Source organism: Pseudomonas sp. W15Feb34, from assembly GCF_023127765.1.
GTDB lineage: Bacteria > Pseudomonadota > Gammaproteobacteria > Pseudomonadales > Pseudomonadaceae > Aquipseudomonas > Aquipseudomonas synxantha_A.
In genome coordinates this window covers 284,400-305,427 of sequence record NZ_SPKN01000025.1, presented here as the reverse complement: position 1 = coordinate 305,427, position 21,028 = coordinate 284,400, and the positions used below count along the sequence as shown (strand labels likewise).

General features: G+C 60.2%; 20 protein-coding genes. 12 read left to right on the top strand and 8 right to left on the bottom strand.

From position 1 onward, the window contains the following. Positions 1 to 40: 40 nt before the first annotated feature. A complete protein-coding gene (locus E4O97_RS12230; RefSeq protein ID WP_078822494.1) occupies positions 41 to 553 on the bottom strand; it encodes an ACT domain-containing protein in 513 nt (170 codons plus the stop codon). A gap of 267 nt (positions 554 to 820) precedes the next feature. On the opposite strand from E4O97_RS12230, the gene E4O97_RS12225 reads away from it, so the two are divergent. Then, a complete protein-coding gene (locus E4O97_RS12225; RefSeq protein ID WP_216090397.1) occupies positions 821 to 2,998 on the top strand; it encodes a malate synthase G in 2,178 nt (725 codons plus the stop codon). 162 nt (positions 2,999 to 3,160) lie between these two features. Here E4O97_RS12225 and E4O97_RS12220 read toward each other — a convergent pair whose 3' ends face one another. Further along, positions 3,161 to 3,607, bottom strand: a complete 447-nt coding sequence (locus tag E4O97_RS12220; protein WP_032879104.1) for a response regulator — start codon at positions 3,605 to 3,607, stop codon at positions 3,161 to 3,163. Positions 3,608 to 3,852: 245 nt separating this feature from the next. Here E4O97_RS12220 and E4O97_RS12215 point away from each other — a divergent pair, with 245 nt between their 5' ends. The 8 genes from E4O97_RS12215 to E4O97_RS12180 all read left to right on the top strand — a co-directional run bounded on the left by E4O97_RS12215 (position 3,853) and on the right by E4O97_RS12180 (position 12,845). Continuing rightward, on the top strand, positions 3,853 to 5,775 hold the full coding sequence (locus E4O97_RS12215) for a putative nucleotidyltransferase substrate binding domain-containing protein (RefSeq protein ID WP_216092203.1): 1,923 nt from the start codon (positions 3,853 to 3,855) through the stop codon (positions 5,773 to 5,775). Next, positions 5,772 to 6,479, top strand: a complete 708-nt coding sequence (locus tag E4O97_RS12210; protein ID WP_005792102.1) for a 3'-5' exonuclease — start codon at positions 5,772 to 5,774, stop codon at positions 6,477 to 6,479. Before E4O97_RS12215 ends, E4O97_RS12210 begins: the two co-directional genes overlap by 4 nt. A 100-nt stretch (positions 6,480 to 6,579) precedes the next feature. Further along, positions 6,580 to 7,098 (top strand): RNA polymerase sigma factor, encoded by a 519-nt coding sequence (locus E4O97_RS12205; RefSeq protein WP_216090398.1) that lies wholly within the window; start codon positions 6,580 to 6,582, stop codon positions 7,096 to 7,098. After that, positions 7,095 to 8,063 carry a FecR family protein gene (locus E4O97_RS12200; protein ID WP_248161418.1) on the top strand — a complete coding sequence of 323 codons (969 nt, stop codon included), beginning with the start codon at positions 7,095 to 7,097 and terminating at the stop codon, positions 8,061 to 8,063. Before E4O97_RS12205 ends, E4O97_RS12200 begins: the two co-directional genes overlap by 4 nt. Positions 8,064 to 8,269: 206 nt before the next feature. Beyond that, positions 8,270 to 10,708 carry a TonB-dependent siderophore receptor gene (locus tag E4O97_RS12195; RefSeq protein WP_248161416.1) on the top strand — a complete coding sequence of 813 codons (2,439 nt, stop codon included), beginning with the start codon at positions 8,270 to 8,272 and terminating at the stop codon, positions 10,706 to 10,708. Between the two features lie 62 nt (positions 10,709 to 10,770). Beyond that, on the top strand, positions 10,771 to 11,874 hold the full coding sequence (locus E4O97_RS12190) for a PepSY-associated TM helix domain-containing protein (RefSeq protein ID WP_248131227.1): 1,104 nt from the start codon (positions 10,771 to 10,773) through the stop codon (positions 11,872 to 11,874). Beyond that, positions 11,871 to 12,053: a hypothetical protein gene (locus tag E4O97_RS12185; protein ID WP_078822500.1), complete on the top strand. Its 183-nt coding sequence runs from the start codon at positions 11,871 to 11,873 to the stop codon at positions 12,051 to 12,053. Before E4O97_RS12190 ends, E4O97_RS12185 begins: the two co-directional genes overlap by 4 nt. A 162-nt stretch (positions 12,054 to 12,215) precedes the next feature. Further along, positions 12,216 to 12,845, top strand: a complete 630-nt coding sequence (locus tag E4O97_RS12180) for a glutathione S-transferase family protein (protein ID WP_032879098.1) — start codon at positions 12,216 to 12,218, stop codon at positions 12,843 to 12,845. Positions 12,846 to 13,031: 186 nt separating this feature from the next. On the opposite strand, the gene creD is transcribed toward E4O97_RS12180, so the two are convergent. The 4 genes from creD to E4O97_RS12160 are packed head-to-tail and all read right to left on the bottom strand — an operon-like array spanning position 13,032 to position 17,050. After that, positions 13,032 to 14,381, bottom strand: a complete 1,350-nt coding sequence (gene creD / locus E4O97_RS12175; RefSeq protein ID WP_248161414.1) for a cell envelope integrity protein CreD — start codon at positions 14,379 to 14,381, stop codon at positions 13,032 to 13,034. Positions 14,382 to 14,433: 52 nt separating this feature from the next. Beyond that, positions 14,434 to 15,873, bottom strand: a complete 1,440-nt coding sequence (gene creC, locus E4O97_RS12170; protein WP_248131229.1) for a two-component system sensor histidine kinase CreC — start codon at positions 15,871 to 15,873, stop codon at positions 14,434 to 14,436. Further along, positions 15,873 to 16,541: a two-component system response regulator CreB gene (gene creB / locus E4O97_RS12165; RefSeq protein ID WP_078822503.1), complete on the bottom strand. Its 669-nt coding sequence runs from the start codon at positions 16,539 to 16,541 to the stop codon at positions 15,873 to 15,875. Before creB ends, creC begins: the two co-directional genes overlap by 1 nt. 8 nt (positions 16,542 to 16,549) lie before the next feature. Beyond that, complete coding sequence (locus E4O97_RS12160; RefSeq protein ID WP_005792112.1) at positions 16,550 to 17,050, bottom strand: ATP-dependent zinc protease; 501 nt, start codon at positions 17,048 to 17,050, stop codon at positions 16,550 to 16,552. 173 nt (positions 17,051 to 17,223) lie between these two features. Between E4O97_RS12160 and E4O97_RS12155 the strand changes: the two genes are divergently transcribed. Further along, the gene (locus tag E4O97_RS12155) at positions 17,224 to 18,132 is read left to right on the top strand and encodes an acyltransferase (RefSeq protein WP_248131231.1); all 909 of its coding nucleotides are present in this window, start codon (positions 17,224 to 17,226) and stop codon (positions 18,130 to 18,132) included. 92 nt (positions 18,133 to 18,224) lie between these two features. Here the strand turns inward: E4O97_RS12155 and E4O97_RS12150 are convergent, their stop codons facing one another. Continuing rightward, positions 18,225 to 19,055 (bottom strand): hypothetical protein, encoded by an 831-nt coding sequence (locus E4O97_RS12150; protein WP_248161412.1) that lies wholly within the window; start codon positions 19,053 to 19,055, stop codon positions 18,225 to 18,227. Positions 19,056 to 19,249: 194 nt separating this feature from the next. After that, entirely contained in the window at positions 19,250 to 19,822 is a 573-nt protein-coding gene (locus E4O97_RS12145; RefSeq protein ID WP_032879089.1) for a DUF2780 domain-containing protein, read from the bottom strand. 136 nt (positions 19,823 to 19,958) lie between these two features. Between E4O97_RS12145 and E4O97_RS12140 the strand changes: the two genes are divergently transcribed. Both E4O97_RS12140 and E4O97_RS12135 read left to right on the top strand, forming a co-directional pair. Next, the gene (locus tag E4O97_RS12140; protein ID WP_005792120.1) at positions 19,959 to 20,417 is read left to right on the top strand and encodes an anti-sigma factor; all 459 of its coding nucleotides are present in this window, start codon (positions 19,959 to 19,961) and stop codon (positions 20,415 to 20,417) included. A gap of 350 nt (positions 20,418 to 20,767) precedes the next feature. Next, positions 20,768 to 21,016: a hypothetical protein gene (locus tag E4O97_RS12135; RefSeq protein ID WP_078822506.1), complete on the top strand. Its 249-nt coding sequence runs from the start codon at positions 20,768 to 20,770 to the stop codon at positions 21,014 to 21,016. Positions 21,017 to 21,028: the final 12 nt, after the last annotated feature.

The window sequence follows — 21,028 nt, the reverse complement described above, 5'->3', positions numbered from 1 at the left end:
CAGGCCCATGCAAGATTTCCATGCATAACCTTGTGGGTGGTTATTCCTCGTTGCGCAGTTCCACCATCAAGTCGTCGGCCAAGGTCTCAAGCGATTCCTGCAAGCGCTCCAGAGACAACGTGGACGGCACCTGCAACAAAGCCTCGGCGTTGAACAATGGGTCCCCGCTCATGGGCGCCGGGCGTACATCGGTACTCAAGCGCTCCACGTTGACACCCTGCTGGCTCAACAGCGCAGTAATCTCGCGCACGATGCCCGAGCGGTCATTGCCCACCAGCGTCATCACAATCGATTTGGACACTGCCGCCTGCCCTGTACTGCCCTCGCCCACCAGCACGCGTATGCCGTGTGAGGATAAGTCTTCCAGCGCGCCCACCAGTGCCTGACGTTGCTCCGTCGGCACGCTGACCCGCAGGATCCCGGCAAACTGCCCAGCCATGTGGGCCATGCGGCTTTCCAGCCAGTTACCACCGTGGGCGGCAATGTTCTGCGCGATGCGTTCAACCAGGCCGGGTTTGTCGGCGGCGATAATTGTGAGTACAAGATGGTCCATGGCGAAGCCCTCTGGAATTCAATCTACAAGGTGGACCCGGGAGCCCTCGAAAACAAATCGTGTACCATTTTTATATTTATCTGGAACAATCCAATAGTTTTTTGAGAACATCCGGTTCTCCGCTGTGACCGTACGACCAAAGTGGGTCGCTAAACGACGTATTTAGTCTAATTTTCACAACCGCAAGTCATCATGTAGTATGCCCAACCGTGCACTACATAATGAAAATCTGAAAAAGCGCATAAGCTCCGCAGAGTGAGGCAAGCAATGACTGAACACGTTCAAGTCGGTGGCCTGCAGGTCGCCAAAGTCCTGTTCGACTTCGTGAACAACGAAGCCATTCCCGGTACCGGCATTACTGCCGACCAGTTCTGGGCCGGTGCCGACAAGGTCATCCACGACCTGGCACCGAAGAACAAAGCCCTACTCGCCAAACGCGACGATTTCCAGGCGCGGATCGATACCTGGCACCAGACTCACGCCGGCCAGGCCCACGACCCGGTGGCCTACAAAGCCTTCCTGCAAGACATCGGATACCTGCTGCCAGAAGCCGCAGACTTTGAGGCCTCGACGCAAAACGTCGACGACGAAATCGCGCGCATGGCCGGCCCGCAACTGGTGGTGCCGGTGATGAATGCGCGCTTCGCCCTCAACGCCTCGAATGCGCGCTGGGGCTCGCTGTATGACGCGTTGTACGGCACCGACGCCATAAGCGAAGCCAACGGCGCCGAAAAGGGCAAGGGCTACAACAAGGTGCGTGGCGACAAGGTCATCGCCTTCGCCCGCGCCTTCCTCGACGAAGCCGCACCGCTGAGCGCGGGCAGCCACGTCGATTCCACCGGCTACAAGATCGTCGACGGCAAGCTGATCGTGAGCCTCAAAGGCGGCAGCAACAGCGGCCTGCGTGACGATGCCCAGTTGATCGGTTTCCAGGGCCCCGCGGCCGAGCCGATTGCGCTCCTGTTCAAACACAACGGCCTGCACTTCGAGTTGCAGATCGACGCCAGCACCCCGGTCGGCCAGACCGATGCCGCCGGCGTCAAAGACGTGCTGATGGAAGCCGCGCTGACCACCATCATGGACTGCGAAGACTCCGTTGCCGCCGTGGATGCCGATGACAAGGTGGTGATCTACCGCAACTGGCTCGGGCTGATGAAGGGCGACCTGGCCGAAGAAGTGGCCAAGGGCGGCAAGACCTTTACTCGTACCATGAACCCTGATCGCGCCTACACCGGCATCGACGGTAACGACGTGACCCTGCACGGCCGTTCGCTGTTGTTCGTGCGCAACGTTGGCCACCTGATGACCATCGATGCGATCCTCGATAAAGACGGCAACGAAGTGCCCGAAGGCATCCTCGACGGCCTGATCACCAGCCTGGCGGCGATCCACAGCCTCAATGGCAACAACACGCGCAAGAACAGCCGCACAGGTTCGGTGTACATCGTCAAACCGAAGATGCACGGCCCGGAAGAAGCCGCGTTCACCAACGAGCTGTTCGGTCGCATCGAAGAGGTGCTGAACCTGGCGCGTAATACGCTCAAAGTCGGGATCATGGACGAGGAGCGCCGTACCACGGTCAACCTCAAGGCCTGCATCAAGGCCGCCAGCGAGCGCGTGGTGTTTATCAACACCGGCTTCCTCGACCGTACCGGCGACGAAATCCACACCTCCATGGAAGCCGGGGCGATGGTGCGCAAGGCCGCCATGAAGGCGGAAAAATGGATCGGCGCCTACGAAAACTGGAACGTCGATATCGGCTTGAGCACCGGCCTGCAAGGCCGTGCACAAATCGGTAAAGGCATGTGGGCCATGCCCGACCTGATGGCGGCGATGCTTGAGCAGAAAATCGCCCATCCATTGGCCGGTGCCAACACCGCCTGGGTACCGTCGCCGACCGCTGCGGCGCTACACGCGTTGCACTATCACAAGGTCGACGTATTTGCCCGCCAGGCCGAACTGGCCAAGCGCGAACGCGCCTCGGTGGACGATATCCTCACCATTCCTCTGGCCAGCAACACCGATTGGTCGGACGAAGAGATCCGCAATGAACTGGACAACAACGCCCAGGGCATCCTTGGCTATGTGGTCCGTTGGATTGACCAGGGCGTTGGCTGTTCGAAAGTACCGGACATCAACGATGTGGGCCTGATGGAAGACCGCGCCACCCTGCGTATCTCCAGCCAGCACATTGCCAACTGGCTGCGCCACGGCGTCGTCAACCAAGACCAAGTGATGGAAAGCCTCAAGCGCATGGCGCCGGTGGTGGACCGTCAGAATGCCGGGGACGCGTTGTATCGTCCGTTGGCGCCGGATTTCGACAGCAATATCGCGTTCCAGGCAGCGGTGGAGTTGGTGATTGAAGGGACCAAGCAGCCCAATGGGTATACCGAGCCGGTGTTGCACCGCAGGCGTCGGGAGTTCAAGGCTAAAAACGGCCTGTAAATGAAAAAGCCCTGATCGAGAGATCAGGGCTTTTTAGTTGGGTTGAGGATGACTGAACTGGCGCAATCGGGAGCAAGCCCCCTCCCACATTCTAAAAGTGTTCGCAGTTCAAAATGTGGGAGGGGGCTTGCTCCCGATGAGGCCATCACAGCATCACAAAAATCAGGAAGCCATCCCCAACTCCCGCTTCACCAACTTCGCCAACTTCACGCTATCTATCGGCTTGAGCAAGAAATCCACCACACTCAAGTGCATCGCGTCGATCACATCCGGCGCTTCGGCGTCACCCGACATGATGATGATCGGCAGCGCCGCCCGGGTCGACTCACGCACCTGACGGATCAACTCCAGGCCGTTGCTGGGCTGCATGCGCAGGTCGGTGATCAGCAAACCGATAGAGCCGCTCGATTTCAACAAATCCCATGCCGCCTCACCACTGTCGGCGGTCAAGCAACGAATACCGTCCAGCCCCAGGATTTCCGCCAACAGTTCACGCGCATCCTTGTCGTCGTCCACGATCAATACGCGTTGGGGCGGTAAATCAGGCTCGAGCATCACGGCGCTCAACGCCTCGCGCTCGGCATCACTCAAAATATCGTGGTCGGACATACGTTTCTCAGCAGTTCTAAATCAATCTCCCAGCACTCGTCAGACATCTGTGCAAGGTCGAACAATGTGCACTTCGTCGGAAAGTTTGCCTAGTGGGCGTTCTACGGGGTTTGGACGATAGTCATGTAAGGTTTTTCCCTAGTTTTGCAGCGTTTTCACCGACCTAGACTTACGTCCAATGGGCACCCGCGGTGCAGGAGTCGACCATGCAGCACGATAACGACAAAAAAACTGCGGTCACTGTTATGAGTAAAGCTGATGCATTCGCACAGGCGGGTAAAACTGCTGTGTTGCAGAACATCCACGGCACCTTGCAATTGCTGCAACGCTTCCCGCCGTTCAACCAGATGGAACCGGCGCACCTGGCCTTTCTGGTGGAACAGTGCCAACTGCGCTTCTATGGCCAGGGCGACAGCATCCTCAAACCGTCGGGCGGGCCGGTCGAGCATTTCTATATCGTCAAACAGGGCCGGGTGATTGGCGAGCGGCCAGACTCGCCAGATCCCACCTTCGAAATCACTACCGGCGAGTGCTTCCCCCTCGCCGCATTGCTGGGTGAACGTGCGACCCGCACCGAACATAAAGCCGCGCAAGACACCTTCTGCCTGCAACTGAACAAGCCGGCGTTTATCAAGCTGTTTGCCCTTTCCAGCCCGTTTCGTGATTTTGCCTTGCGTGGTGTCAGTAGCCTGCTCGACCAAGTCAACCAGCAAGTGCAGCAAAAAGCCGTGGAAACCCTCGGTACCCAATACTCCCTGAATACCCGCCTGGGCGAATTGGCCATGCGCCACCCGGTGACGTGCAGCCCGCACACGCCGTTGCGCGAAGCGGTCACGTTGATGCACGAGCAACAGGTCGGCAGCATTGTGATCGTGGACGAACACAAGGCGCCCCTGGGCATCTTTACCCTGCGTGACCTGCGCCAGGTGGTGGCCGACGGCACCAGCGATTTCAGCCAGGGCATTGACGGCCATATGACCCAGGCGCCGTTCTTCCTGAGCCCGGACCACAGTGCCTTCGACGCCGCTATCGCCATGACCGAACGGCATATCGCCCACGTGTGCCTGGTCAAAGACCAGCGCCTGTGCGGCGTGGTGTCCGAGCGTGACTTGTTCTCGTTGCAACGCGTGGACCTGGTGCACCTGGCCCGCACTATCCGCAACGCGCCCCGGGTCGACAACCTGGTGGCAATCCGCGGTGAAATCGGTCAGTTGGTGGAACGTATGCTTGCTCATGGCGCGTCTTCCACACAGATCACCCACATCATTACGCTGCTCAACGACCACACCGTCTGCCGGGTGATCGAGTTGACCCTGGCGGAAAAAGGCGACCCCGGCGTGCCATTCAGTTGGCTGTGTTTCGGCAGCGAAGGCCGCCGCGAGCAAACGCTGTACACCGACCAGGACAACGGCATTCTGTTCGAGGCCAAGGACGCCGTCGAAGCTGCCCAGATCCGTGAGCGGCTGCTTCCCCTGGCACAGCACATCAATCAAAGCCTGGCGCTGTGCGGCTTCAGCCTGTGCAAAGGCAATATCATGGCCGGCAACCCCGAGCTGTGCTTGTCCCGGGTAGAGTGGGCGCGGCGCTTCGGCGCGTTTATTCGCGAGGCGACGCCGGAGAACCTGCTTAGCTCGAGCATCTATTTTGATTTGCGTGCAGTGTGGGGCGACGAGCGTGGTTGCGAGCAACTGCGTCAGGGCATTCTCGATCAGGTCGCGGACAACCGTTTGTTCCAGCGCATGTTGGCCGAAAACGCATTACGCCAGCGCCCGCCGGTGGGACGCTTTCGCGAGTTCGTGCTGACCCGCAAGGGCGGCGAAAAGGCCACCCTGGATCTCAAGGTGCAGGGCTTGACCCCCTTTGTCGACGGCGCACGCCTGCTCGCCCTGGCCAATGGTATCCACGTCAACAACACACTGGAGCGCCTGCGTCAGTTGGTCGACAAGCAAGTGATCGAGCCCCTGGATGGCGCGGCCTACGAAGAGGCCTACCACTTCATTCAGCAAACCCGTATGCAGCAGCACCAATTGCAGACCCGCGAGAACCAGCCCTACTCCAACCGCGTCGACCCCGACAGCCTCAACCACCTCGACCGACGTATCCTGCGTGAATCCCTGCGCCAGGCCCAGCGCCTGCAAAGCAGCCTGACCTTGCGGTATCAACTGTGAGTTGGTTCGGCTGGTTTCATAAGCAAAAACCGGGGCTGAATGCCGCGCAACAACAGCGCCTGGAACAACTGCCCAAGCCTTGCGCATTGGGCGATGGTTCGTTGCGCAACCAACGCTGGGTCGTGGTGGATCTGGAAACCAGCGGCCTGAACCTAAACCGTGACCAGGTGCTGTCCATCGGCGCCGTGGTGATCGAGGACGGTGCGGTGGATTTTTCGCAACTGTTTGAACGCACCCTGCAACGTACCGACACCAAACTCAGCCCCAGCGTATTGATTCATGGTCTCGGCCCCAGTGCGATTGCCGCCGGCAGCGACCCGGCCGAGGCGCTGCTGGATTTCATGGCATTCGTGGGCGACAGCCCGTTGCTGGCCTTCCATGCACCGTTCGATCAACACATGCTGGGCCGGGCGCTCAAGGACAGCCTGGGTTATCGACTGGCCCACCCGTTTCTCGACGTGGCCGACCTGGCACCGCTCTTGTGCCCCGACGCCACGCTGCGCGAGGCCGGGTTGGACGACTGGGTCAAGCATTTCCAGCTGCAGGTCGGCGAGCGTCATCACGCCAGCGCCGATGCACTGGTCACGGCGGAGTTGATGCTGATCCTGTTCAGCCGTGCACGGCAGCAGCAGATCGACACGCCCCACGCGCTGCAAGAGCGTTTGGCCCAGTGGAAACGGCGCCAACAAGCGCCATCGTTTTAATGTCACCTCCCGACAGACGCTAATTGCGCCCACCCCACGCCTCTGACACAATCGCGAATAATTCTCGTTAGTTTAAACCTACTATTTATTCGGTGATGCCTTGTCGTCGGTCCAGACCCCACACAGTGAGCTTGTTGGCGCGTTGTATCGCGACCATCGTAGCTGGCTGTTGGCCTGGCTACGCCGCAATGTAGCCTGCCCGAGCCGCGCCGAGGACCTGAGCCAGGACACCTTCATGCGCCTGCTGGGCCGCGACGGCTTGCGCGAGCCCCGTGAACCCAGGGCGTTCCTGGTGGCCATCGCCAAGGGCCTGCTGTTCGACTACTTCCGTCGTGCCGCTCTGGAACAGGCGTATCTCACCGAATTGATGCTGATCCCCGAAAGCGAACACCCATCGCCCGAAGAACAGCAACTGATCCTTGAAGACCTCAAGGCCATCGACCGCCTGCTCGGCAAGCTGTCGAGCAAGGCCCGCGCCGCGTTCCTCTATAACCGCCTAGACGGCCTGGGCCACGCAGAAATCGCCCAGCGCCTCGGTGTGTCGGTGCCCCGTGTGCGCCAGTACCTGGCCCAAGGTATACGTCAGTGCTACATCGCGCTGTATGGCGAGCCGTCGTGACAGCCATTGGCTCCAAACCGGTTTCGGCACGGGTGCTGGATGCCGCGATTGCCTGGCAACTGTCTCTGGACTCGGGCGACGGCAGCGCGGTGGAACAGCAAGAGTTCGCCAAATGGCTGGCCAGCGATGAGGAACATGCCCGCGCCTGGCGCCAACTGGGCATGCTCGATCAGCGCTTCAGCGTGGCCGCCGGCCCGGCCCGGGCGGCGTTGCTGCAATCGCGCCACGGCATTCGCCAGCGCGTACGCAAGCTGGGCCGTGGCCTGGCGAGTATCGGCCTGGTGTGTGGCCTGGGCTTGTTTGCCGGCGAGCGTTATGTGCCGATCCACTATTGGCTGGCCGACCAGCGCACCGCCACCGGCGAGCAACGCACGCTGAAACTGGACGATGGCACCTCGATCAACCTCAATACCCATAGCGCCATAGATGTGCGCTTCGACGAACAGCGCCGATTGATTGTGTTGCAGGAGGGCGAAATCCTCGTCGAAACCGGCCACGACGATTCACGCCCGTTCTATGTGCAAACCCGCGACGGCAGCCTGCGAGCGCTGGGTACCCGGTTTATCGTCAAGCGCGAAGACGACGCTACGCGCTTGAGCGTGTTGCAGTCCGCCGTGGCCGCCCAGCCTGAAGCGCTGCATCAGGAGCACGTTTTCAAAGCAGGCCAGCAAGTGTTGATGCGCAGCGATGGCCTTGGCCCGCTGCTGGCCGTGACACCCGCCACCGACGCCTGGACCCGCGGCATGTTGGTGGTCGACAACGCCCGCCTGGGCGATGTGATCGAAGAACTGGGCCGCTACCGCACCGGGCACTTGGGCGTGGATGACAACGTGGCCGACCTGCGCATCACCGGCAGCTTCCCCCTGCACGACACCACGCTGGCGTTGAATGCGCTGTTGCCGACCTTGCCGGTGCAGATCGAGCAGCACACGCCGTGGTGGGTGACTGTCGCTGCCAAGCCTTAGATTCTGTGTGACCGGGCAATCGCCATCGGGAGCAAGCCCCCTCCCACATCGGAAGGTACTCACGCATCAAAATGTGAGAGGGAGCTTGCTCCCGATGAGGCCCTGAAACACACCGCCAAAAAATAGTTTCACCCAACCCTATCACTTTCCGATTCTCGCTCGGCACCTAGGCAATTGAGAAATATTTCCATTCAGGAGCCGCCCTTATGTCCCGCACGCTAGACACCTTGTTGCGTCCCAGTCTGTTAGCCCTGGCCATCGCCCTCAGCGCCCCGCTGGCGAGCACTTCGCTGATCGCTGCTGAACAAGCCTTGAGCGTGCGCGCCTATAACCTGCCGGCAGCCCCATTGGCCAGCACCCTGAACCAGATCGCCAGCCAGGCTGGCCTGGCGCTGACCCTCAACCCGGCACTCGCCGCCGGCAAGACCTCGGCCCCGGTCAAGGGCCAGTTCGATGCACAGAGCGCGTTGCGCGAGGCCTTGCGCGGTACTGGCTTGCAGTTGGAACAAAGCAGTACGGGCACTTACACCCTGGTGCCGGTTCCGGAGGGCGTCGTCGCCTTGCCGACTACCAACATCACCGGCCAGGGCAACTATGAAAGCGCTTGGGGGCCGGTGGAGGGGTATGTGGCTACTCGCACAGCAGCGGGCACGAAGACTGATACACCTATTGCCGAGTTGCCCCGTTCCGTCACGGTCATTACTCGCCAGCAAATGGAAGACCGCTCCGTTCTCAACCTCAACGACGCCTTGCGCTACACCGCCGGCGTGCAGAGCAGTGGCTATGGCTCCGACTCGCGTAGTGATTGGTTACTGGTTCGCGGCTTTGTCCCCACCCAATTCCTCGATGGCCTACCACTGCCCAAGGGTAACTACGCAACGCCGAAAATCGACACTTGGAATCTAGAGCGTATCGCTGTCCTGCGAGGTCCCGCTTCGTCGGTCTACGGGCAAACCCCACCCGGCGGCTTATTGGATATGGTTAGCCGTCGCCCCCAGGCCGAAAGCTCAAACGAAATTGAAGTACAGGCCGGCAGCAATAACCACAAGCAGATCAACTTCGATAGCACCGGAAAAATCGACGACGAAGGCCAGTTCCTTTACCGAGTCAGTGGCGTCGTGCGCGACAGCAATACGGCGGTGGACCACATCCCGGACAAGCGATACAACGTTGCGCCCAGTCTCACTTGGAATATCAACGACGACACCAAGCTGACGTTGCTCACCCAGTTTACTCGCGACGATACCGGTATTACCGGCCAGTTCCTGCCGTTGCAAGGCACCAAATTGAGCTCGCCAGCCGGCAAGATTTCCCATCATAAGAACCTGGGCGATCCAGATTGGGAGTTCTATGACCGCACTTACTACGCACTGGGCTACGCGTTTGAAACGCGCCTGAACGACACTTGGCAGCTCCAACAGAACCTGCGCTATACCAAGAACGACTTGTCGTTCCAGGGCCTGACCGCCGGTGGTGCGTTCTTTCCGAATGGCCCGGAAACCGCGGTTGACGCTGACGGCAACGTGCGTCGTTCAGCCGGCAAGGTCGATGAGGACATCAGTCAGTTCGCGGTCGACAACAACTTGCAGGCCGACTTCAAGACTGGCGCCGTGAACCACACACTGCTGCTGGGTCTGGACCATCAGCGCTCCACCAGCAATGCGCGCTGGGACTGGGGCTCGACCGGCGTGCCAACCATCAATTTCAATCGCCCGGTGTATGGACAGGACTTCTCCAATGTCCAGTACTTCACCATGTATGACTACACCCAGAAGACCCAACAGACCGGCCTTTATATCCAAGACCAGATGGCACTGGACAATTGGCGACTGACGTTAGGCGGGCGGGAAGACTGGGTACACACCGGCACTACTTTCCATAACCTGAACGACGTCACCAACACACAACGCGACAAGCATTTCAGCGCAAATGCCGCGCTGAGCTATGTGTTCGATAACGGCATCACGCCGTACCTGTCCTATGCCGAATCGTTCCAAGCTGGTACCGGTACACAAGTGGCCAGCACCGGGGCTTTCAAGCCGACCGAAGGCAAGCAGTACGAAGCAGGGATCAAGTACCAGCCACCGGGCACAAAGGCCTTGCTTACAGCGGCGGTATTTGACCTGACCCAAAAGAACTCCACGGTGACTGAGGGCAGCATCACGCGCCAGATCGGTGAAGTGCGCAATCGAGGTCTGGAGTTGGAAGCCAGCGCCGACGTCACCGACAGCCTCAAACTGGTAGGCTCCTACACTTATAACGATAGCGAGATCACCAAGGGCGCGACCGGTGAAGAAGGCAATCGCATGAACCAGCTACCACGCAACCAGGCGACAGGATGGGCCGATTACACGTGGCGCAGTGGGTTACTGGACGGCTTCGGTGTGGGTGCAGGCGTGCGCTACGTTGGCGATACCTACGGCAACGCCGCCAACACCGAACTCGGCCATGTAGGTTCCTACACTGTCTACGACGCCTCGGTGCACTACGACCTAGGCCGTGTGAACAGCGCCATGAAGGGTGTCACAGTGGCCGTGGACGCCAAGAACATCTTCAACAAGGACTACCTCTCCACCTGCGACGGTTTCTATTGCTACTACGGTGACCAGCGCAACGTGGTCGCCAGCGTGAACTACAAATTCTAAGACGGTGAAAAACCGCTTATGAAGGGCCGCCTGAACTGCGGCCCTTTTGCCTTGGAGCCGTGATGAAAAGCAAAACCATCCGCCGCTGGTCCTTCATCCACACCTGGACCAGCCTGATCTGCACCGTATTCCTGCTACTGCTCGCCCTCACCGGCTTGCCGTTGGTGTTCCACCACGAGATCGACCACCTGCTGGGTAACGAGCCCGAGTTGGCACAGATGCCGGCCGATACGCCGCAGCTCAACCTTGAGCAGCTTGTGGCCAAAGCCCAGGCCCATCGACCCGGCCAGGCCATGCAGTACCTGGCGTGGGACGAAGACGACAAGAACGGTGTGATCGCGATCATGGCCGCCACGGCCGGCACCGAACCGAATTCGTCGCACACCTTCATGCTTGACGCCCGCACTGGCGAAGCAGTGGAAACCCCGGCGGCCAATGGCGGGCTGACCCTGTTCCTGCTGCGCCTGCATGTGGACATGTTCGCCGGCCTGCCGGGCAAGTTGTTGCTGGCATTCATGGGCCTTCTGTTTGTGCTGGCGATTGTTTCGGGCACGGTGTTGTACCTGCCGTTCATGCGCCGCTTGAAGTTCGCCACCGTGCGTCAGGACAAGTCCACCCGCCTGCGCTGGCTCGACCTGCACAACCTGATCGGCGTGGTCACCCTGACGTGGGCGCTGGTGGTGGGCGTGACCGGCGTGATCAGCGCCTGCGCCGACCTGATCATCGCCGCCTGGCGCCAGGACAGCCTCAGCGCCATGATCGAACCCTACCAGAACGCCCCGCCGCTGACCCACCGCGCACCGGCCACCGAGCTGCTGAGCATTGCCGCCCAGGCAGCGCCGGGCATGGAGCCGGACTTTATCGCCTTCCCCGGCACACGCTTCTCCAGCGAGCATCACTATGCGGTGTTCATGAAAGGCAGCACGCACCTCACCTCCCATCTGCTCACGCCGGTGCTGATCGACGCCAGCACCCTGGCCGTCACCGCCATCGCCGAGCGCCCTTGGTACATGGACGCCATGGGCATGTCCCAACCGCTGCACTTCGGTGATTACGGCGGGATGCCGATGAAGATCTTGTGGGCAGTGCTGGATGTGCTGACCATCGTCGTGCTGGTCAGCGGCATTTACTTGTGGATCGTGCGGCGCAAGGCGGCCAAGGTATGAAGCCTCGGCAGTCGAATTTCTGGAAAGTGTTTGGCATACCAATGGGGATTGGCCTGCTCAGTGCCGCCGGGTTGTTTGCGGCGTTGCTGGGGGATGGGGTGTGGGATTCCTTGAGTTGGGTGGGGTTGGGCGTACCTGCTGCCATTGGCGCTTGGGCGTTGGGCAAGCGGCGCGGCTGAGGGCGCTATCGGGGGCAAGCCCCCTCCCACATTTGATTTGTGAACGCCGTCCACTGTGGGAGGGGGCTTGCCCCCGATGAGGCCCTCTGGATCACAAAAATCCCCCTCGCCAGCCACTGCGCAAGCATCTACGCTAGCCCCAGTCCATTTCGAGGAATGCCCATGTCCGCCCCCAGCATGACCTTGTTCCACAACCCCGCTTCGCCGTTCGTACGCAAAGTCCGCGTGCTGCTGAGCGAGACCGGCCAGCAGGACCGCGTGGCCCTGCACGCTTGCCTGCCGACACCGGTCAACCCGGATGCCCAAGTACTGCAAGGCAACCCGGTGGGCAAGATCCCGGCCCTGCGCCTGGCCGACGGTTCAGTACTGCACGACAGCCGGGTGATCCTCGATTACTTCGACCACCAGCATGTCGGCAACCCGCTGATCCCTCGCGATGGCTCGGCGCGCTGGCGGCGCCTGACGTTGGCGTCGATGGCCGACGGCATCATGGATGCCGCCGTGCTGGTGCGTTACGAGACCGCCATGCGCCCGCTGGAAAAACACTGGGATCAATGGCTCGACGAACAGCGCAACAAGATTCGTCGCGCTCTCGCCGAGCTGGAGCAGGACGCCATCGCCGAACTGGCCAGCCATTTCGATATCGCTTCGATCAGCGTCGCCTGCGCCCTGGGCTACCTCGACTTTCGCCATCCGGATATGCAGTGGCGCTCGGACAACCCCAAGCTCGCCGCCTGGTACGCCGAGGTCAGCCAGCGGCCTTCGATGCAGCAGACCCAACCGCCCGCCTGACATGCATACCTACCCCCTGTGGGAGCGGGCTTGCCCGCGATTGCGGCGTGTCATTCGGTACATCTGCTTCTGAACCACCTCTATCGCGGGCAAGCCCGCTCCTACAGGGGACGGTGGTGGTATTGAGGAAGGTGGCGATCCTTGAGGCCAACTGCGCCCCCGCTTGCTGATCCTCCCGCAACCCAATCATTGCACTTGCTCCACCTTGCGCTTACCCACCCCATACCAATCCAGCTTGCGCGTCAGCACCATGACCGTGCCCAGCAGGCCAAACAGCAACAGCGAGCCCATCAACAGCGCGTAATCCTCGGCACTGAGCAACCCGAACAACAAACCATACAACGCCGCCAACCCTGCCGAGAACCCCAGCCCATGGACGACGCTGCGCAGCACGTGGCACACGTAGAAACCGATCAACAGCACACAGGCACTGGCCGATATCAGGTACGCCAAGGCAAAGCCCACATGCTCGGACAGCGACAACAGCAACAGGTAGAAGAACGCCAGCGCCACACCCACCAGTGCATACTGAATCGGGTGCACCGTCAGGCTCTTGAGCACTTCGAACAGGAAGAAGCCAGCGAAGGTCAGGGCGATAAACAACAGCGCGTATTTGATCGCACGGTCGCTCTTGAGGTACTGGTCCACCGGGTCGATGAAGTTCACACCAAAGCTGCGGTTGTTGAAGTCTTCGCAGCCCTGGCGGTCCAGGCAGCTTTGCAGCGCTTGTTCAAGGTTGGTGGAGAAGAATGAGGTCTGCCAACTGGCACTGAAGCCCTGGTCGTTGACTTCCCGTTGAGCCGGCAGGAAGTTGCCGATGAAACTCGGGTGCGGCCAGTTGGACGCCAGGGACACCTGGCTGGTCTTGCCCACCGGCACCACTTGCAGTTGTTCGGTGCCTTGCAGACGCAGGTCGAAGGCGAAATCCAGCACGGCAGGTTTCTTGCCGTCTTGCGTCGGCAACATCACATGCACGCCCTCGCCCAGCCAGTCCACCTGCGAGCCCGGCGAGAACTCCAGGCGCTGATCACCCAGCTCCAGCTTCAAAGCGTTTTCAATGCCGCGAATATCGCTGATGCCCACCGCCAGAAACGCAGGCTCAAAGCGGTAATCGGCAAAGTCTTCGGTGATTCCCAACTGCGCAGGCAATTCAAAACGCCCGCTGATACGGTTGTCGGCATGGAACAACCGCGCCTGGTAGATACCCCGCGCACGCAGTTCGGTTTGCACCTTGCCGTCGAGCTCGAAATGCTCCGGCAGGAAATACAACCGGCCACGCTCTTCACGGGTTTCTTCGTAGCGTTTATTGAGCTTTTCATTGAGCTTCCATTCACGCACCGTCTTGCGAAACGGCACCACCATCACCGGCCCGGTGAGGCGCTGGGCGTAACTGGAGCTGCGGGCGATGTCCATCAATACGCCGTCGCGCAGTTGCTGGCGGTCGGTGATGATGCCATTGATCATCAGCAACGGAATCAGCAACAGCAGGATCAGCAGCGCAATCGCGCCAAGTTTGAAAAGCAGGCTGCGGTTCATGAGTCTCTCCCTGTTTGAATGGGGGAGAGTCTGCCCAGCCGGTATGGGGGATTTATGTGGGCAATGTGGAGACTGTGTGGAGATGCAGCACTGCTTGCACGCCGCCTGGCACATTGCCGATCTGCAGCGAGCCGCCGTGCAGCTTCATCACCTCCTCGACAAAGTTGAGCCCCAGGCCCGTGCTTTTGCGCCCGCTGGCCGGGCGTGGCAGCGAGTAGAACCGCTCGCTCAGGCGCGGCAGCGCGTAATCGGGAATCGCCGCGGCCTGGTTGAACAGACTGACCTGCACATCGTTATGCCGCACCTGGGCGCTGAATCTCAGCGTGCCGCCGGGAGGGGTGAAATCCAGCGCATTGTCGAGCAGGTTGCCCAGGGCCTGACGCAGCAGGAAGGGTTCGCCAAACACCTTCACATCGGCGGCGATGACCTGCTCCACCTGCAAGCCGGCGCCTTCGATTCGCGCACATTGGGCCTTGAGCACCTCATCGACCAACACCGCCAGCGGGATGTTCGACTGTTCCTCCAGCCCCTGACGTTGCTCAACCTGGGCCAGGTTCAACAGGCGTTCGATCAACTGTTGCAGGCGCGCGCTTTCGCTGTCGATATTGCCGACAAACCGCTGCTGCTGCTCACGGCTCATATCGCCCTGCAACAGCTCCGCCGCACCGCGAATCGCCGCCAACGGGCTTTTCAATTCATGGGTCAGCGTATGCACGTAGCGCTCTACGTAAGCCTTGCCTTCCAACTGCGTGCGCATGTGTTCCACGGCGGTGGACAACTGCTTGAGCTCGCCGCCGCGATAATGCGGCAACTCGGCGCGGCGGCCCTCGCTTACGGCTTCGGCATAGGCGGTAAGGCGTCGAAGGGCAACGGTCAGCCACCACGACAATAGCGCCCCCAGCAGCAGGCCCAGAATGACCAGGCCCGCGCCGTACCACAGCAGGCGACGCTCAGTACGATCCACGTAGGGTTGCAACGAGCTGTTGGGCTTGGCCACGGTGACCACGCCGATGATCTGGCCGTTATCGCGAATCGGCGCCCCCACGTGCATCACGGATGACGTGGGATCGTCCGCGTCGCTGCGGGTGGAGCGCGCACCGTATTCGCCGCGCAGGGTCAGGTACACGTCGTTCCACTTCGAATAGTCCTGACCCACCGCTTCACCGCTGGAGTCAAGCAGGACCCGGCCCTTGGCGTCGGTCACATAAATACGATGGTTGACCTGGTTTTTCGGCAGGCCCCAGATCACCGCACCCGGCTGGCGATTGCCGTAAGCCTTGAGCAGCGCTGGCCAATGACTCTGGCCCAGGGTGCCGTTCTTCACATCTTCGCGCAGGATTTCAGCCAGCAGGTTGGCGGTGTCTACCAATGTTTCTTCGGTAGACTGGCGCACGCCGGGGCGGATTTCTTTCATCACCGTGTTGAGTACGAAGTAGCCGGTCAGGCCGATAAACAGCGCATACACCAGGAAAATCCGCAGCCCCAGGCGCATCAGCTGTGGCTCGGGCTGTAGCTGTAGCCCAGGCCGCGATGGGTCTGGATCGGCTCGGCCTGCGCCGCCACGCTACGCAATTTGCTGCGCAGGCTTTTGATGTGGCTGTCGATATTGCGCTCGTAGCCGGCATCGGCGGGCACACCGACGGCGTCCAGCAGTTGCTCGCGGCTGAACACGCGCTCGGGTTGCTCCAACAGGCTTTGCAGCAGGCGGAACTCATGGCGCGTGAGGCTCAGGGGTTGCCCGCGATAGTGGATCTGCATGCGCTCCAGGTCCACCTGGAACAGCATCGGGGCCGCACCCGGGCCAACACGCTTGAGAATCGCCCGGACCCGCGCCGCTACTTCCCGAGGGCTGAAGGGCTTGACTACATAATCGTCGGCACCGATTTCCAGCCCCACCACCCGGTCGATCTCGGCATCCCGGGCACTGAGGAACATCACTGGCACTTCGCTGAACCGGCGCAGGTGCTTGCAGGTTTCAAAGCCAGTGATGTCCGGCAGGCCGATGTCGAGAATTATGAGGTCGGCCGGGCTCTGGCGCTGATGCTCCAGCGCCGCCTGGCCAAGGGTCAGCCAGGTGGTGGTGAAGCCCTCGCCTTGCAGGGCAAAGATCAGCGTGTCGGCTATCGCCGCTTCGTCTTCGACAATCAGGATGTGCGGCATGGGTTCGATCAGCAGTCCGGTTTGTCGGCAGTGTAGCGACGTGCCGGGTTCACCGCCGCGCCAAATTCACGCAGGGCCTTGGCGCCGATCAACAGCGGGTAGTTGAAGCTGCTGCGGTCGGTGAGGTTAACCTCGACGGTGCGCTTGACGTCGCCCAGGCACATCTCCAGATCGATCACCGGACGCTTGGCCACGCTGGCTTCGTCCTTGTCATCGTCTTCGTCGGCACGGCTCTTGATCTTGCTGATGCGCGACACCTTGTGCTCGTAGACCTTGTTGCCGGCGTCCTTGCCGCCGAGGCGGAAGCGCACCCAATCGTCGCCGTCGCGGGTGAAGGTCTCGATGTCCCGGGCCGACAGCGAGGCGGTCAGCGCGCCGGTATCCATCTTGGCCTTGAAGGTTTCGCCGATCTCCGGCAACTGGATGTATTCGTAGCGACCATAAAGGGTCGGTTCGGCAGCCATGACAGGCAGGGCCAGCAGAGCGAGGGAGGCAAATAACAGTTTCACGAAGTGAGTTCCTCGGAAAGAAGTAGGCGGATTCTAGACCGCAAACGCGGCACTTGGTTAGTGACTGCCACCCTACACGGCACATTGTGAAACATTCGTCCGCTGATTTGCGATTTGGCCTCTAGACTGACCTTGCTTATCATGGCCCACCCACAAGATTCCAAGAGTTATTTATGCGCCGCCTGCTCACCGGCTGTTTGGTCACACTGCTGCTGTTACTCAACACGCTGATCCTGATCGGCCCCTTGATGGTGTTTGCCCTGCTCAAGCTGGTGGCGCCGGGCCGCTCGCGTGACTATGCATCCTGGGCGGTAATGTGGATCGCCGAGACCTGGGCCGAGATCGACAAGTTGATTTTCTCGCTGTGCATTCCAACCCAATGGGATATCCGCGGCGGTGAGGACCTGCGCAGTGACACCTCCTACCTGGTCATCAGCAACCACCAATCCTGGGTCGATATTCCGGCACTCATCCAGGCGCTGAACCGGCGCACGCCGTTCTTCAAATTCTTCCTGAAAAAAGAGCTGATCTGGGTGCCCTTCCTCGGCCTGGCCTGGTGGGCGCTGGATTACCCGTTCATGAAGCGCTATACCAAGGCATTTCTGGCCAAGCATCCTGAACTGGCAGGGCAGGATCTGAAAATCACCAAAGAGGCCTGCGAGCTATTCAAGCGCCAGCCGGTGACGGTGGTCAATTACCTGGAAGGCACGCGGTTCAGCGAGGCCAAGCGCGCGCAACAGGATTCACCCTTTACCCGGCTACTCAAGCCCAAGGCAGGCGGCGTCGCGTTTGTACTGGCGGCGATGGGTGAACAGCTGGACGCGGTACTCGACGTCACCGTGGTCTACCCGCAACACAAGATCCCGGGGTTCTGGGACTTGATCAGTGGCGCGGTGCCGAAGGTGATCGTGGATATCCGCACCCGCGAGCTGGACCCGGCGTTGTGGCAAGGGGATTACGAGAATGATCCGGCGTTTCGCCAGACCGTCCAGAACTGGGTCAACCAGCTCTGGGCGGAAAAGGACCGTCGAATCCATGAACTGCTGGAAAACGACGGCATGCAATGCGAAAGCCAACGATGATGGAACCTTCCAAGGTCATACACGAGACCTTGAAAGGTAATCCATAGTGGTGTCTTGCTTCCTGCAGCTCCCTACTGTTTCGACGCTACCGCTCAAGCCAGCTCATTTATGCTGTTGCGCAGAGCATCTCGTACCTGCGTAGGGTTGGTCCTGTCAAAAAGGGAATCCAAAGCAGTGCGCATCTTTGCTGATGCTTGCGAGATATCGCCTCCAGCGGCCTGGACGCCCAACACCTCAACGAGATTGGAAATCACTGCGTCAGCGGAAGCCTGCACAGACGAGGGCACATTTGCCAAATCGCTGCGCGGCACTCCGGATGCATCAACCTCTTTTGGTTGGCCGTCCTCACCCTTCACAAGGTGCACACCGCCTTCAGGCAACGGTTTGTCTACCGGCCACTCTTTAGCAGCAGTGACTGCTTCTGGTTGACCGTCCGTACCCTTCACAAGGTGCACGCCACCTTCAGGCAACGGTTTGTCTACCGGCCACTCTTTAGCAGCAGTGATTGCTTCTGGTTGACCGTCCGCACCCTTCACAAGGTGCACGCCGCCTTCAGGCAACGGTTTGTCTACCGGCCACTCTTTAGCAGCAGTGACTGCTTCTGGTTGACCGTCCGCACCCCTCACAAGGTGCACGCCGCCTTCAGGCAACAGTTTGTCTGCCGGCCACTCTTTGGCCCGAGCATTGGTAGAACCCGAGATTTGTTGCAGCCCAGACATCAAGTTATTGAGTGCCCGCTCAGGATTCGATCCGTTAGCGACGGCACTCAGATCGTTGCGCAAGTTCTGCAGCAAATTCGCGCTCAACCCCAGGTTATGCAACACATTGTGGTCGATCAGCCCAGCCTTGCTGGCCGGCACATTGGCGCCAACCTGGTTGTATATATTCTGGAGTGTGGTTTGCAGCTGGTTAATAGAACTCATCAGGCACCATGTAGTTAGTTCGTCGATTGACCTTCGAACAGCACCACGTGATGCTGCGAAAGTTACTACTACGTGGCACCCAACTTTCCTGCCGTTCCTACTGGTTCACTACAATTTATTTCGTCCACATCCAACGCATCATGAAAGATGATTCAGAAATAACTATAGGAAACGCGATTCTTGGAGAAGGCCGCTTAACTGCTGGCCCCCCAAGCCTGGGCAAGCTTGCCCAGCACCGAGTCGCTGGCGCCTTGCCCGCCCAGGTATTTGAGGATCACCGGGGCAAACTGGCTTACCATCCCACTGTCCATGCCCAAGGCACTGAACGCGGTATTCAGGTCGTTGGTGTTCTTCACGTTACCCAGCAAACCATCAAGGCCGCTGGTCTTGCTGCCGCCGCTCTGGCCGAGCATCCCGCTTAAAGCGCCGAGACTGCCCAATGCGTTGTTACCCGACAATTGATCGAGGCCCGGCACGCTGTTGCCCAGTTGCGAATAGTCGTTGCCGCTCAGTTTGTTCTTGGCCAGGCCCAGCATGGCGCCCGTGCCGCCCACCGCTTGCTCGGGGGTGATGTTCAGTTGCGAGGTCAGGGCGCTCAGCAGGCCGGCCGTCTCGGACGAGGGTGCGGCGGCAGCGGCTTTGTTGTTGCCACCCTGCATACCGGAAATCGCGTTGGCTGCATCGCCAAGGCTGAAACCTGCGGCGAACACCGGGCCGGCGGCCATGGACAGCAGGCAGGAAAGGGCAAAACCGCGTGAAATCTTCATCAATACAACCTCAGGAGATGGATGCAAAAGCAAGCGTTGGACTAGGTATCCCGTCGGTTGTTCCAAGCCCTGCCCGGAACCCAATCGGGATAATCGGGTCCATGGACAGACTACAAAATTTGTCGAGAAGAGACTTATGACTGCGATCCAACCCCAAGTGATTGAGCAAAAGCCTCCATTCTGGAGCCGCCCACGCCTGTTCATCGGCGCCTGTGTGGTGGTGGTTGCCGGTATCGGCGGCGCCCTCTACACCCAGGACAGCGTCAAATCCGCGGCAACGCTGGTGAACACTACCCAGCAGCCGGCCGCGCAAATCATGGCCCACAAGGATTATCTTGAAGTGCAGCCGATTGCCTCCACGGCGCCGGCGCCAGACCAAAGCCTGGAGCTGTGGGCAATCCCTAAAGATGGCACACCGGTGTCGCTGGGCCTGTTGCCGGAAGACGGCGAGGGCATCATCGGCCTGAACCCGCGTCAGCAGGAAACCATCAGCAAGCCGGTGGAGTTGATGGTGAGTTCGGAGACCAAGGGTGGCTCCATCAGCAAACAACCGACAGGCCCGACTGTATACCAGGGCGCACTGGCCACTCGCTGATTCCTAAAAACCATAAAACCCTTGTGGGAGCAAGCCCCCTCCCACATTTTGATATTCAGTGCCTGGGTGGCTTGCTCATGGCAAGGGATGGCGCTTATAGTTCGGCCGTCGTCCACATGGCGACACGGGTTTGGCGACCCGGTGAATGGTGCAAAAGCTTCTGCTTTTTTGCAGGTTCTTTTGCGTCCGCAATAGCTGCCTTCATGGTGGCTGTGCGCGGGAGACCTTCGGGTCTGCCGGTTCCATTCCCGGTTCGCCAACCTGCGTACAGCTGCCACCCAGTTCGTTTGGCGACGAACAAGTGTGTAGCCCACCTCTACTTGAATGGGTTTTAAAACATGAACCGATACATGCCGCTCACCGGCCACGACGCCACCACTCCCTCCCTACTCATCGACACCCAAGTCCCGCTCGACGTGCTCCACGACGCCGCCGTCTACCGCATCCGCGCGGTCACCCAAGTCATGGAAAACCTGGCGTTTCGCGAGGGCCTGCAAACCGACAACATCGTCCTCCAGGACTTCGCCCTGCTGTGCGCCATTCCATTACGCGATGGATGCGATTTGCTGGATGTGATCAGCAGGCGGTTACAGTCGTAGGCATGAGCCTGG